Origin of the sequence: Streptomyces sp. ME02-8801-2C (assembly GCF_033793965.1) — a bacterium.
Classification (GTDB): Bacteria; Actinomycetota; Actinomycetes; order Streptomycetales; family Streptomycetaceae; genus Streptomyces.
In genome coordinates this window covers 829,491-843,119 of record NZ_JARAXP010000001.1, presented here as the reverse complement: position 1 = coordinate 843,119, position 13,629 = coordinate 829,491, and the positions used below count along the sequence as shown (strand labels likewise).

Here is a 13,629-nt window from a genome sequence, read left to right as displayed (position 1 = left end):
CGGGGCACGAAAGGGAACCGGAGGTCCCATTTCCCCTTCCGTTCCCCCTCCGCACAGGCAATCCTTCTGACACTACCCAGCTCCGACCGAGGAGGATCACCCGCGCCGGGCACACCCCGAACCGGCACGTGAACCACGGTTCCACCTGGTTGCTCACTTGACTACCAGGCGTCACATCCGATTGGCTCCGCCCCAGCGAAAGTCGGACAGTAGGTGCACGTCGCCCGACGATCGCGCAGTTTTCGGCGTACCCACACCCTCACTCGTCCCCCTCCCTTCTCCTCCTCGGCCGCGCAGCGAGGTGCCGCACTCCCATGAACACACCCCCCGCCTCTTCCGGTTCCGCACGATCCGCCCGTGCCACGGCCGTTGCCGCCGGCGTGGCCGCCGTCTGCCTTCTCGCGGCCGGCTGTTCGGGCTCGGGCTCCGACGCAGCGGACTCCGGCAAGGGCTCCGCCGCTGTCGGCACCGCCCGGCTCAAGGTCGCCCTGATCACCCACGGAGCCAAGGGCGACGCCTTCTGGGAGCGCGTGCAGAAGGGCGCGCAGGCCGCCGCGGCCAAGGACAACGTCGAACTGACGTACGCGAGCGACCCCGATGCCGCCTCCCAGGCCGGCCTGGTGCTTGACGCGGTCAAGGACAAGGTCGACGGAATCGCCGTGACCCTCGCCAAGCCGGACGCGATGAAGAGCGCGGTCTCGCAGGCGACGAAGGCCGGGATACCCGTGGTCGGTCTCAACTCGGGTATCGACGCCTGGCGTTCCGCGGGCCTGCTGGAGTTCTTCGGCCAGGACGAGAGCACCGCCGGCCGGGCGCTCGGCGACAAGCTGGACGCGCTCAAGGTCAAGCACACCCTCTGCGTCATCCACGAGCAGGGCAACGTCGCCCTGGAGGCACGCTGCGCCGGGGTGAAGAAGACGTTCGCCGGCGAGACCGAGAACCTGTACGTGAACGGCACCGACCTGGACACCGTGACGGCGGTCGTCGCGGCCCGGCTGAGCCAGGACTCGAGCATCGACGAAGTCGTCACCCTGGGAGCGCAGTTCGCGCTCTCAGCGGTGAAGGCGGTGGACCAGTCGGGCAGCAAGGCGAAGATCGCCACCTTCGACCTCAACAACGACATCGTGGGCGCCATCAAGAAGGGTGACGTGCAGTTCGCCGTCGACCAGCAGCCGTATCTCCAGGGCTATCTCGCCGTCGACTCGCTCTGGCTGTACAAGACCAACGGCAACGTCAGCGGCGGCGGCGCGGCCCCCGTGCTCACCGGGCCCGCCTTCGTCACCAAGCAGAACATCGCCGATGTCGCCGCCTTCGCGGCCGCCGGCACCCGCTGAGCCCATCAGGTCCGCCGCTTCCGACCCCGCCGGCCCCCTTCCGCAACCGTTCCGCATTCCCTTCCGCCCCGCCCCCGAATCCCCTTGCGCGGCAACCGTCGTACAACGGCTGCACCAAGCTTTGGGGGCTCACGGTGCGTACGTTCACTGGTACGGATAGCATCCTGCGGACCCTGACGTGTTCCGCCATCAGTTCCGCTTCCGCTGTCACCCACCATCCGCCACCTGCCATTTGTCACTCCCACCCACCGCTGATCGCCCTAGGACGACGATGCCTCCACGCAAAGGTGCCCGGCGCCGTCTCGGCTCCATACGTCTCTCGCTGATCCTGCTCGCGTTGGTTCCCACCGTCACCCTCGCCGCGATGTGGGGTGTGACGACGATTCAGATGTTCTCGGAGGGCCTGCGGCTGCGGGACCAGACGGGGCTCAGCAGGGCGACCGGTGCCATGGGGACCGACGCCACGCTCGCGTTGCAGAAGGAACGCACCCTGTCGGCCGCGTGGCTGGCCTCGCCCAAGGGCGACCGCTCCGCCCTCGACGCGCAGCGCAAGGTGACGGACGCGGCCGTCGCGAAACTGGTCGGCCAGACCAGGGCGATCCAGGAGGCCCCCGCCCGTATCGGGGAACGGATGTACTCGGTCATCGCGGCGACGGCCAGCCTGGAGTACTACCGGGGTCAGGTCGACCGGCTCACCGACATCTCCCCCCAGCAGGCGCTGGACCAGTACTCGTCGATCATCGGCAACCAGATCCACGCCTTCCAGGAGCTCTCCCAGGTCGACGACGGCGACCTCACCTCCCAGGCCGGCCCGCTCGTCGCGCTGGAGAACGCGGCCGAACTGGTCGCCCAGGAGGACTCGCAGCTCACCCTGGCCTGGCCCTCGGGCCGTTTCGACCAGCAGGAGTGGGAGGCGTACGTCCGGCTGGTCAGCGCCCGGCGCTGGGTCGTCGAGGACCAGCTGGTCCAGTCGTTGACCGGCTCGGCGAAGACCCGCACCGAGACGATCCTGCAGGGGACCGCCTGGAAGACCCTGACCTCCATCGAGGACCAGGTACTCGCGTCGGGTACGCCCGGCGGCGGCAGCGACCGGAAGATCACCCTGCCCAACCGGCAGAAGCAGTGGAACGCGGCGATGGACGAACTGAGCCTCCAGTACGGCTCCCTCATCCACGACGAGACCAGGGGGCTGCTCAACCGCAGCGCCGACGAAGCGCGGTCGCTCCTGATCAAGGCCGCCTCGCTGAGCGCCGGCGGATTCGCCGGGCTGCTGCTGTGCATCGTCCTGTCCTGGCGCATCACCCGGTCCCTGTCCCGCCGGCTGCGCGGCCTGCGCATGGCCACCCTGAGCCTGGCCGAGGACCGGCTGCCGGACGTGGTGGCACGACTCAACCGGGGCGAGAAGATCGACGTCGAGTCGGCCACCCCGCCACTGGACTACGGCCACGACGAACTCGGCCAGGTGGCCCAGGCGTTCAACGCCGCGCAGCGCACCGCCGTACACACCGCCGTCGAACTCGCCGACACCCGGCGGGGCTTCCAGAAGATCATCCTCGGCATCGCCCGGCAGAGCCAGAACCTGGTCAACCTCCAGCTCACCAAGCTGGACGCGCTGGAACGCGCCCACCAGGACCCGGAGATCCTCAAGGGGCTGTACGAACTCGACTCCACGGCCAGCCAGTTGCGCCGCTACGAGGAAAACCTCGTCATCATCAGCGGTGAACGGCCCGGCCGCAGCTGGACCGAGCCGGTCGCGCTCCTCGACATCCTGCGCAGCGCGGTCGGCGAGGTCGCCGAGTACCAGCGGGTCGACGTGCAGACCGAGGAGGACGTGTACCTCGCGCCGCCCGCGGTGGCCGACGTCATCCATCTGCTGGCCGAGCTGATCGACAACGCGACGGCCTACTCGCCCGCGCCCAGTCCGGTGGGCGTACGGACCGCGCTGGTCGCCAAGGGGCTGGCCATCGAGATCGAGGACCGCGGTCTCGGCATGTCCGAGGAGGACTACGCGTCCTTCAACGAAAACCTCTCCAAGGCGCCGCAGTTCGACGTGGTGGCGCTCGCCGACGACCTGCGCCTGGGCATGTTCGTGATCGCGCGCCTCGCCGTCCGCCACGGCATCCAGGTCACCCTGCGCTCCTCGCCGTACGGCGGTACGACGGCGATCGTGCTGATCCCGCACGAGGTGGTCGTACGGGAACTCACCGCGCCCGACACCGACTCCACCGTCCCGGAGGAAACGTCCGCGCAGGCGGCGGGAACCGTCGCCGCGGAGCGTCCGGCGCACGAGCGCACCCGGGAGACGCCGCCCGCCGCGGCCCGTGTCCGGACCGCCGACGCCGCTGCCGCGCCCCGGCCGGCCGCCCTCGTCGGGGCGGGCCGGAGCGGTGCGGAGAAGGCCGAGCAGGGCGGCGACGCACGCAAGGGCGGGCTCAGCCCGCTGCCGCGCCGTGTGCCGCAGACCAGCCTGGCCGCCGAACTGCTGGAGGAGGCCGGACCCGACGACACGTCCGACGACGCGCTCGACGAGTTCTCGGCGGAACGCGCGGCCTCCTCGCTCTCCGGGTTCCAGCGCGGAACCCTGCAGGCCCGTGACGACGACGCAGAAGAGCAGTACGACCATGGGGAGGACAACGCGCCTGAGGAACCCGACGCACCACTCCCCGCCGCTGGCACTCCGGTCACCTCGACTCCGCCCGCAGACCGCTGATGAAGGACAGAGAAATGACACGCCCCACCCCCGCCACGCACACCGAGCTCGACCAGTTGCTCACCGGACTCGTGGACCGGGTAGCCGAGGTCAACCACGCCGTAGTGCTTTCCGAGGACGGACTGGTCGTCAGCAGGTCCACGGCGTTCCTGCGCGACGACGCCGAGCGGCTCGCGGCGACCGCGTCCGGGCTGATGAGCCTCAGCAAGGGCGTCAGCATGGACTTCCGGGGCGGCCCGGTGCGCCAGGCGCTGATCGAGATGCGCAACGGCTACCTGATCCTCACGGCGGCAGGACCGGGCGCCCATCTCGCGGTCCTGACCAGCCAGGGCGCGGACGTCGGCGTCGTGGCGTACCAGATGAACATGCTGGTGAAGAAGATCGGTGAGCACCTCAGCGCGGCGCCGCGTGCCGGGGTCGCCGGCGCGGCCGGCGAGTGAAGTGAGCGGAAGCGACGCGGCCGGCCGTCTCGTACGGCCGTTCACGCTCACCGGCGGCCGGACCCGGCCCAGCCGCGCCGACTTCACACTGATCACCTCGGTGACGGCGGCGGACCCGCAGCCCGACGGGGCCGCGCGCCCGCAGCCCGAGCACGCTCGGATCCTGCGGTTGTGCGCACGGCCCGTGGTGGTGGCGGAGCTCGCCGCGCATCTGGATCTCCCGGTCAGCGTGGTCGTCATCATGCTGTGCGACCTGCTGGAGGCCGGCCGGATCACCGCCCGGTCCCCACGCCAGATCTCGCGCACCACGGACATGGACCTGCTCCAGAAAGTGAGGGACGGCCTTGGCCGGCTCTAGCCTGACCGTGAACGGGACCTCGGCACCCGACACGGTCAAGATCCTCATCGCCGGCGGTTTCGGCGTGGGCAAGACGACGATGGTCGGCTCGGTCAGCGAAATCGTGCCCCTGCGCACCGAGGAACCGCTCACCGCGGCCGGCCTCGGCATCGACGACCTCGATGGCATCGAGGAGAAGAAGTCCACCACGGTGGCCCTCGACTTCGGCCGTATCACCCTCAGCCGGGAACTGATCCTGTACCTCTTCGGTACGCCCGGCCAGCAGCGGTTCTGGTTCATGTGGAACGACCTGGCGATCGGTGCGCTGGGGGCCGTGGTCCTCATCGACGTACGCCGGCCGGAGACCAGCTTCGCGGCGATCGACTTCTTCGAGCGGCGGAACATCCCGTTCGTCGTGGGGGTGAACGGCTTCCACGGGGAGCATCCGTACGAGCCGGAGGAGATCCGGGAGGCGCTGGCGCTGCCGCAGCACACGCCGGTCCTGCTGTGCGACGCGCGGAACCGGGAGTCGTGCCGGGACGTGTTGATAGCCCTCCTTGACCAGTTGATAGCGACGGCGGCTTCGGGCGGGGGAAGCGCGCACAGCGCCTGAGGTCACGCGTGTGCAAGGTTTCCGCAAGGCGGTGGCAAGCCTTCCGACCAGGCTCCGGGGCACCGTTCCTAGGGACTGAGCGGGAGTGAGTCCTGTTGCCAGGTCTCGTGCTCAGTCGAACGCCCCGGACGGTGTTCGGCGTTCTGGTTGCCCGCGCTCGCTCCGCATCCGGGCGGCACGGATCGTGTCCGTGGTCCGGGAATGCGGGGGCGGCCCGCGGCCGGAGGCCGCTGATGAGCAACGCCTCACGCCCAGGAACAACCGTTCCGGCCTGGACGGTCCGATGCCCCTGCTCATCACTCCGGTGCTGTGGGGGCGGTGCCGTCCGTCGCCGGATCGGGTGTCCCTGGGCGCGCCTTCCGATCGCCACAGCGGCAGCATCGTGACGAGTGGTTGTGCGGGTTGTGGTGGTGAGGGGTTTCTGCCAGTGCTGCCCACCCCATTTCGAGGTGTAGGCGGGGTCGACGGCGATGACCGCGATGCCCGTCTGGTCGGCCATCGAGGCCAGCCAGGCGCGGAGTTTGGCGGTGGGCATGCCGGAGATCAGCTGGCGGAAGCGTTTGCGGCGGCCGTGTTTCTCCCGGGTCTTCTCGGCGGCGAAGTCCAGGTCCTCGACCGCGATGGCCGTCACACCGCACGATTGTGCCCAGTGCAGGAGGCGGGTGAGGGCGTGGCGGACTTGCGTGTCACGGTGCTGGGCGGTGCCGGTCAGGTCGTAGAAGAAGCGGCGCGGGCTGCCGGTGGGGTTGCCGTGGACGTCCAGGCGCCAGGCGGCCGTGGGGGCCCCCGCGCGAGCGAAGCCGAGCGTGGGGGAGATCGGCGTTCATGTCGACGCCGATCACTCCGTGGGCGAGGGCGGCCTCGATCGGGATGTTCGGGGTGGGTGGGATCTGCCAGGCGGCGGTCACATACCAGCGCTCCCGGCCGGTGTCGATGGGGGTGCCCCCGCTCGAGCGAAGCCGAGCGTGGGGGAGGATGCGGTAGGCGATGGCCCGGTTGGCTGCGGCCCTGTCGGCCCACTCCTGCCCCCCGGTGCGCGAACGCCACCTTGCACGCCAGCACGTACCGGCCGTGCGGGGCGTTGGCGAGATGCGCGAGTGGCGTAGGGAGTTTGAGGCTGACCTCGCCGTCGGGACTGACGCGGATCGTCTCGTTGCCGTACGGCTTGCCGGACTCACCGTCCGCCTGGCAGAACCAGCGCTCAGCCTCCCACCGCCCACGCCACGCCGACTCCGTGAGCCCTGCCGCCTCCAGGTGGTGGCGGGTGCGGGCCAGCTGTTTGCCGCCGCGCACGACGTGCACCACACCGGCCTCGCGGTCCGCCCGCGCGGCGGCCAGCCGGTCCTCCGGTACGCGCAGCCGCCGTGACTTGGCGTGCCATTCCCGCCGGGACCGGTAACCCCCGGGCGCCTTCCTCGTCCCCTTCTGCCCGACGGACTGAGACAGGCGGTCCTCGATGGTGCGGATGCCGGCTTCCAGGTCGTGGACGTACACCAGCTGGCAGCGGCGGGTCAGCGCCCACTGGTCATGCGTGGCCTTGGTGATCGACCCGGGCCACCGCGACGACGAGGCAGGTGTCAGCTCCCGCTTACGCACCGCCCACGCCTCACCGGAATGCTCCACACCGTCCCGGCAGCGCGCCCTGAGATCCCTCGAAGCCAACGACCCCAGATGCGCACCCACCAGCCGCAACACCTTCTCATCGCCGGGTGTCAGGTGCTTGAGACGAGTCCGGACGGCCACACCACTCGGACCGGACACGACGAACGGCACCGCGATGCTCCGCAGCTCACCCACCCCACCACCCCCGCCCGGTCCCCCTCGAAGATCCCGTCGCGATGGGAAACGAGCACCACCCATGAAGGTCACGCATTCGACGCAAGAACGTCAGTTCCCCACTGAAATCCGCCCCACGAGCGAGGCGGGCGACCCGACCGAGACCAGCAGCACTCACTCCCGTTCACCAGAACACCCTTGAACACACTCCAGCGGCAGCAGCTCCACACCCCTCCGCAGCAGCCCCGATCACCGCTTCAACGCCGTGAGGCCGGGGCGATGCCGCCCCGGCCTCACTTCGCTTCGCCCAACTTCACTACTCACGCGCCTTCACCTACAGGCAGTACCGAACCGTCCACTCGTCCACGTTGTACGTGTCCTTCGCGGGATCCGGTACCGAGGCAGGCTGCGCCGCCATCATGTCCTCCATCCGGATCCGGTCCGGCAACTGCCCGAAACGGGCCTGGCGGACCGCCTCGGCGGTCTCGGAAGCCCCCGTCCCGACCCGCGCCTCGACCTTCGCCGTGGTCTTCGCCCCGTACGTCATCCCAGTCCCCGTTCGCTCGAGCCGACTGTCGTTCCAGCGTACGCAGGCGCCCGTCTATTCCGCGTACGCCATCAGCAGCCCGGCGAGCAGCGCGGTGCGGACGGGCACATGGGCCAGCAGCACATGTTCGCCGCGGGCGTGCGCACCCCCGCCCACGGGACCGAGTCCGTCGAGAACCGGGCGTCGCAGCGCGGAGACGAAGTTGCCGTCACTCGCCCCGCCCACCCCTGTCTCACGGATCGTCAGACCGAGCTCGGCCGCCACCGACTGCGCCTGTTTGAACAGGAGTTGGGAGGCGGGCGTCGGCACCATCGCCGGACGGTTCCAGCCCCCGGAGACGGACACCCGTACCCGTGGGTCGGAGGCCGTGAGGGCGGCCAGTCCGCTGTCGACGCGGGCCGCCTCGGCGGGGTCGGCGACGCGTACGTCGATCCCGCAGCGGGCGTGCCCGGCGATGACGTTGCGTCCCGTACCGCCGCTGATCACACCGACGTTGACCGTCGTGCCGTGTTCGCGTGAGCCCAACTCCGTTATCCGGGTGACCAGTTCGGCCAGGGCGTGCACGGCGCTCGCGCCTCCGTACGGATCGAGGCCCGCGTGCGCCTCCACCCCCTCCACGGTCACCTCGAAGAGGCCGACGCCCTTGCGGGCCGTCTTGAGGTCACCGTCCGGCCCCGCCGCCGGTTCGCACACCAGGGTGGCCGCCGCGTGCTCGCTGAGCCGCTCGATGTGCGGCCTGGAGAACGGGCTGCCGATCTCCTCGTCGCCGTTGAGGAGCAGGCGTACGGTCGGGCGCGGCAGATTTCGTTCGCGCATCAGCCGTAACGCCCAAACGGCCTGTACCAGGCCGCACTTCATGTCGAAGGCGCCCGGCGCGCTCACCCTGCCGTCGTCCGTCACGGTGAACGGCCACTCGGCGAGGGTGCCGGCCGGCCACACGGTGTCGTAGTGGGCGAGCAGCAGGACCGTCGCCTCGGAGGTGCCCCGGTAGAGGAGTTCCAGGACGTCGCCGTGCTCGCCGCCGTCGTGGCGCACGGCCTCGTCGGGCGGGCCCAGCCGTAGAAGCGCCCAGTCCTCGATGGCGGCAAGGCCGGCGGACAGCAGCTCCTTGTCGTCACTGGGGGTCTCGTACCCGACCAGGGTGCGCAGGTCGTCGGTCATCTCGGGCAGGGCGGTACGGGCCAGGGACTCGATGTCGGGCAAGGGCACGGGCAGCTCCTCGGACGGCGTGGACGGAGTGGCAAACCCGGTAGCTACCCAGAAAACCGGGGAATCACCGTCGCCGGCCACTCGGTGATCACCATCGCGCCGGCCGCGAAAGTTACACGGAGATTGCGTTAACCCTTGACGCGCCCGCTCCGACTGCGTAGATATGACTGCGCAGTCATGACAGCGCAGTCAGAACATGGACGGGCGTTGTTCCACCTCATCCACGGCAGCCGCGGTCACCCTCCGGCTACCGTGGGCCACCGGCCACCGGCCACCGGGAGTCACCGTGACACGACAGACAGGACGGGGAGCGACCTCGTCGACGCCCCGCAGTGTCGACGTGGCACGTCTCGCGGGGGTCTCGCAGAAGACCGTGTCCCGGGTCTTCAACAGCGAGCCGTACGTCTCCGCTGACGTACGGCGCCGGGTTCTGCAGGCCGCCGAGGACCTCGGCTACCGGATGAACAACGCGGCCCGGGCTCTCGCCTCCGGGCGGACCAGATCCATCGGCGTGGTGACACTGGGCACCGCCCTGTACGGGCCCGCGTCACTGCTGATGGGGATCGAGCGCGCCGTCCGGGACACCGGATACGCGCTGCGGGTCGTCAACACGATGGAGGGCGACCCCTCGGGCGTCGCCGGCGCCGTCGGCTCACTCCTCGAACAGGGAGTGGACGGCATCGTCGTCTCCGAGCCGATCGACGAGGGGACGAGCATGGCGGAGCTGTCCGTCGACGTGCCGGTCCTGGTCATCGGCGCGCCGAGCCCCTTCGCCACCTCCCGCCCGGTCACCTCGGGCGGCGGTGCGGACCTGCTGACCCGGGCCGCCACCCAACACCTGCTGGATCTCGGTCATGTGACGGTCCATCATCTCTCCGGACCGCCACGCTGGTACGCGGCCAGGGACCGGCTCACCGCCTGGCGGGCCGCCCTCGCCGCGCGCGGCGCACCCGAGCCGCCCGTGGTCGTGGGCGACTGGTCGGCCGCCTCCGGATACGCGGCGGGCCGCCAACTCGCCGCCGATCCCTCGGTGACGGCCGTGTTCGCCGCCAACGACGACATGGCCATCGGACTGATCCGGGCCCTGACGGAGGCCGGCCGACGGGTGCCGGACGACGTCAGTGTGGTCGGGTTCGACGACATCCCGGTCGCCGCGTACGTCACACCGCCGCTCACCACAGTGCGGCAGCCGTTCGACGCTGTGGCGCAGGAAGGCCTCAAACGGCTCCTGCACGCCATCGAGAACCCGGACGAGGATCCCCTGCCGCCGAGCGACCCACCGGTCGACCTCGTCGTACGGTCCTCCACCGCACCCCCGCCCCACCGGTAGCCGCCCCCGCCAAGAGGCCGGTCAGCCCCACCTGCGGCCCCCTCCCTGCCCCCCTCTCGCATTCTCCTCACCCGCCCTCTTCCTCTCCCATCTCTCCACTCCCTTTCGCCCCGGCCGGAGTTCACCATGCGCAAAAACATCGCCTCTCCCTCTGCCATCAGCCGTCGCCTCCTGCTCACCGCGGCCGGCGCCGCGTCGCTCGGTGCGGCCCTCACCGCCTGTGGCGGGGGCGGGTCCGGCAGCGGATCGACCTCGTCGAAGCCGGTCAGCCAGGCCGACATCGACAAGGCGATGAAGACCCCGACCGAGCTGACGTTCTGGACCTGGGTCCCGAACATCGAGCAGGAGATCGCCCTCTTCGAGAAGAAGTACCCGGCGATCAAGGTCAAGGCGGTCAACGCCGGTCAGGGCGTCCCGGAGTACACCAAGCTGCGTACGGCCCTCAAGGCGGGCAGCGGCGCCCCCGACATGGTGCAGATCGAGTACCAGGCCATCCCGACCTTCACGATCACCGACAGCCTCCTCGACCTGCGGCCGTACGGCGCCGCAGCTCTCAAGTCGCAGTTCGTCGACTGGACCTGGGGGCAGGTCAGCGGCAGCAACGGCGAGCTCTGGGCGATCCCGCAGGACACCGGCCCGATGGGCATGCTGTACCGGCAGGACATCTTCGACAAGCACGGCATCGAAGTCCCCAAGACCTGGGACGAGTTCGCCGAGGCGGCGCGCAAGCTGCACAAGGCCGACCCGAATGTCTATCTGACCAACCTCGCCGCGAACCAGGTCGCCGCCTGGCACGGCATGCTGTGGCAGGCGGGCGCCAAGCCCTACGTCACCTCCGGCAAGAGCGACATCACCATCAGCGTCGACGACGCGGTCTCCAAGAAGCTCGGCGCGTTCTGGGGCGGGCTCGCACAGGAGGGCGTCATCGGTGTCGAGCCGGACTTCACGGACTCCTGGTACGCCGCGCTCAACAAGGGCAAGTACGCCACCTGGATGACCGGGGCCTGGGGTCCCGCCTTCCTCTCCGGTTCGGCCAAGGACACCTCCGGCAAGTGGCGGGCGGCCCCGATGCCGCAGTGGGACGCCGCCAAGCCGAGCGCCGGCAACTGGGGCGGCTCGACGACCGCGGTGATCCGTTCCACCAAGAACCCGATCGCCGCAGCCGAGTTCGCCAAGTTCCTCAACAGCGACCCCGAGAGCGCGAAGATGTTCGCGACGAAGCAGTTCTTCTTCCCGGCCACCAAGGCGCTGCTCGCGGACGCGAGTTACATCGGCGACACCCCCGCCTTCTACGGCGGCCAGAAGGTCAACGAGGTCTTCGCCGGCATCAGCGAGGAGGTCAACCCGGCCTTCCAGTGGCCGCCGTTCCTCGACCAGGTGGCCACGGACTGGACGGAGACCGTCGGGCGCTCCCTGGCCAGAAAGACCGACACGGTCGCCGCGCTCGAGGGCTGGCAGACGAGGATCACCACGTTCGCCAAGAGCCAGGGCTTCACCGTGAAGGCGGCCCCCTGACATGGCCAAGCAGCTCACGCGGGCCCGGTCGGCGGGCCCGCTGTTCATCGCCCCGTTCATGGTCCTGTTCCTCCTCCTCTTCCTCGCCCCGCTCGGCTACGCGGCCTATCTGAGCCTGTTCCAGGAGAAGTTGGTCGGCGGCACCTCGTTCGTCGGCCTGGACAACTACCTCACCGCCGTCAAGGACCCTCAGCTCCGTGACGGTGTGATCCGGGTGGCGACCTTCTTCGTGATCCAGGTCCCGCTGATGCTGCTGCTCGCCCTGCTCTTCGCGCTCGCGCTGGACAGCGGCCTGCTGCGGCTCGCCCGGGTGATCCGGCTGGGCATCTTCGTGCCGTACGCCGTGCCGAGCGTGGTCGCCACCCTGATGTGGGGCTACCTCTACGGCCCGGACTTCGGCCCGTTCGCCCAGCTCAGCGAGAAACTGAGCCTGCCCGCCCCGCACTTTTTGACCGACAGCTGGATGCTCGGCAGCCTGGCGAACATCGTCACCTGGGAGTTCGTCGGCTACAACATGATCATCCTGTACGCGGCCCTGCGGACCATCCCGACAGACCTGTACGAGGCCGCCGCACTGGACGGAGCGGGCGCCTGGCGGATCGCCTGGTCCATCAAACTCCCGGCGCTGCGGCCCGCGTTGACGCTCACCCTGCTGTTCTCGGTGATCGGCAGCTTCCAGCTCTTCAACGAGCCCAACCTGCTGATGAAGATCGTCCCGGACGTCATCGACAGCTCGTACACCGCCAACCTCTACGCCTACACGCTCGCCTTCACCAGCCAGCAGATCAACTACGCGGCGGCCGTCTCCTTCCTCCTGGGCCTGCTCATCGTGATCATCTCGTACGCCTTCCTGCTCACCGCGAACCGCAGGAGGCCCGCGTGACCACCACAACTCCCCCCGCGACCAGTGTGGTTCGAGCGACGAACCGGACGCCCGAGGCGCCGAAGAAGCGGCGCGGCCGACAGGCGGGCCGACGCAGCACACCCCTGACGATCGCCATGCTGGCGGTGCTCGCCTACTTCCTCCTCCCCCTCTTCTGGCTGCTGATCGCGTCCACGAAGAGCACCCGGGACCTGATCAACAGCTTCGGCCTGTGGTTCTCGGACGCGCCGCAACTGCTGACGAACATCCGGCTGACCTTCACCCAGGACGACGGCGTCTTCCTGCACTGGCTGCTCAACACCCTGCTGTACGCCGGTGTCAGTGCCGTCGGCGCCGCGATCCTGGCGGCAGCGGCGGGCTACGGGTTCGCCAAGTTCCAGTTCCGCGGGAACGGCGCCGCCTTCAACCTCGTACTCGGCGCGGTCATGGTGCCGGCGACGGCCCTCGCCATTCCGACGTACCTGCTGTTCGCGAAGGTGGGGCTGGTCAACACCCCGTGGGCGATCATCCTGCCCTCGCTGGTGAGCCCCTTCGGGCTGTATCTCATGCGGGTGTACGCACAGGACGCCGTGCCCGACAGCATCCTGGAGGCCGCCCGGATGGACGGCGCCGGCGAGTTCCGGATCTTCTTCCAGATCGTGCTGCGGCTGCTGGCACCGGGTCTGGTGACCGTGCTGCTGTTCACGCTCGTGGCGACCTGGAACAACTACTTCCTGCCGCTGATCATGCTCAACAACCCGGACCTGTACCCGATCACGGTCGGGCTGTCCTCCTGGGCCGCCCAGGCCCAGAACGGCGGGGCGGGCGCCAGCAGCGACATGCTCGCGCTGGTCGTGACCGGGTCGATGATCTCGGTGATCCCGCTCGTCGTGGCCTTCGTGATGCTCCAGCGGTACTGGCAGAGCGGCCTGGCCACCGGCGGTGTCAAGCAGTAA

At 69.6% G+C, this 13,629-nt stretch carries 11 protein-coding genes and 1 pseudogene; 9 read left to right on the top strand and 3 right to left on the bottom strand.

The annotated features are described in order from the left end of the window. Nucleotides 1–314 precede the first annotated feature (314 nt). The 5 genes from PV396_RS03580 to PV396_RS03560 all read left to right on the top strand — a co-directional run bounded on the left by PV396_RS03580 (nucleotide 315) and on the right by PV396_RS03560 (nucleotide 5,434). A complete protein-coding gene (locus tag PV396_RS03580) occupies nucleotides 315–1,334 on the top strand; it encodes a substrate-binding domain-containing protein (protein WP_319200130.1) in 1,020 nt (339 codons plus the stop codon). Between the two features lie 271 nt (nucleotides 1,335–1,605). Further along, nucleotides 1,606–4,044, top strand: coding sequence for a nitrate- and nitrite sensing domain-containing protein (locus PV396_RS03575; protein WP_319200128.1), 2,439 nt, complete (start codon nucleotides 1,606–1,608; stop codon nucleotides 4,042–4,044). 14 nt (nucleotides 4,045–4,058) lie between these two features. After that, nucleotides 4,059–4,484 carry a roadblock/LC7 domain-containing protein gene (locus PV396_RS03570; RefSeq protein ID WP_053746758.1) on the top strand — a complete coding sequence of 142 codons (426 nt, stop codon included), beginning with the start codon at nucleotides 4,059–4,061 and terminating at the stop codon, nucleotides 4,482–4,484. Between the two features lies 1 nt (nucleotide 4,485). Beyond that, entirely contained in the window at nucleotides 4,486–4,842 is a 357-nt protein-coding gene (locus PV396_RS03565; protein WP_319200124.1) for a DUF742 domain-containing protein, read from the top strand. Then, nucleotides 4,829–5,434 carry a GTP-binding protein gene (locus PV396_RS03560; RefSeq protein WP_319200122.1) on the top strand — a complete coding sequence of 202 codons (606 nt, stop codon included), beginning with the start codon at nucleotides 4,829–4,831 and terminating at the stop codon, nucleotides 5,432–5,434. The genes PV396_RS03565 and PV396_RS03560 overlap by 14 nt, the downstream gene beginning before the upstream one ends. A 68-nt stretch (nucleotides 5,435–5,502) precedes the next feature. Here the strand turns inward: PV396_RS03560 and PV396_RS03555 are convergent. From PV396_RS03555 to PV396_RS03545, 3 genes and pseudogenes are all read right to left on the bottom strand, one after another. Further along, a pseudogene (locus PV396_RS03555) lies at nucleotides 5,503–7,231 on the bottom strand (IS200/IS605 family accessory protein TnpB-related protein). Between the two features lie 313 nt (nucleotides 7,232–7,544). Then, on the bottom strand, nucleotides 7,545–7,757 hold the full coding sequence (locus PV396_RS03550; RefSeq protein WP_319200120.1) for a hypothetical protein: 213 nt from the start codon (nucleotides 7,755–7,757) through the stop codon (nucleotides 7,545–7,547). Between the two features lie 54 nt (nucleotides 7,758–7,811). Further along, entirely contained in the window at nucleotides 7,812–8,918 is a 1,107-nt protein-coding gene (locus PV396_RS03545) for a M20 family metallopeptidase (protein ID WP_416071333.1), read from the bottom strand. 334 nt (nucleotides 8,919–9,252) lie between these two features. On the opposite strand from PV396_RS03545, the gene PV396_RS03540 reads away from it, so the two are divergent. The 4 genes from PV396_RS03540 (at nucleotide 9,253) to PV396_RS03525 (ending at nucleotide 13,629) form a co-directional block, all read left to right on the top strand. Next, nucleotides 9,253–10,296 (top strand): LacI family DNA-binding transcriptional regulator, encoded by a 1,044-nt coding sequence (locus PV396_RS03540; protein WP_319200116.1) that lies wholly within the window; start codon nucleotides 9,253–9,255, stop codon nucleotides 10,294–10,296. A 126-nt stretch (nucleotides 10,297–10,422) separates the two neighbouring features. Beyond that, nucleotides 10,423–11,811 (top strand): ABC transporter substrate-binding protein, encoded by a 1,389-nt coding sequence (locus tag PV396_RS03535; RefSeq protein ID WP_319200114.1) that lies wholly within the window; start codon nucleotides 10,423–10,425, stop codon nucleotides 11,809–11,811. A 1-nt stretch (nucleotide 11,812) separates the two neighbouring features. Then, nucleotides 11,813–12,694, top strand: a complete 882-nt coding sequence (locus tag PV396_RS03530; protein WP_319200112.1) for a sugar ABC transporter permease — start codon at nucleotides 11,813–11,815, stop codon at nucleotides 12,692–12,694. Beyond that, nucleotides 12,691–13,629, top strand: coding sequence for a carbohydrate ABC transporter permease (locus PV396_RS03525; protein WP_319200110.1), 939 nt, complete (start codon nucleotides 12,691–12,693; stop codon nucleotides 13,627–13,629). Before PV396_RS03530 ends, PV396_RS03525 begins: the two co-directional genes overlap by 4 nt.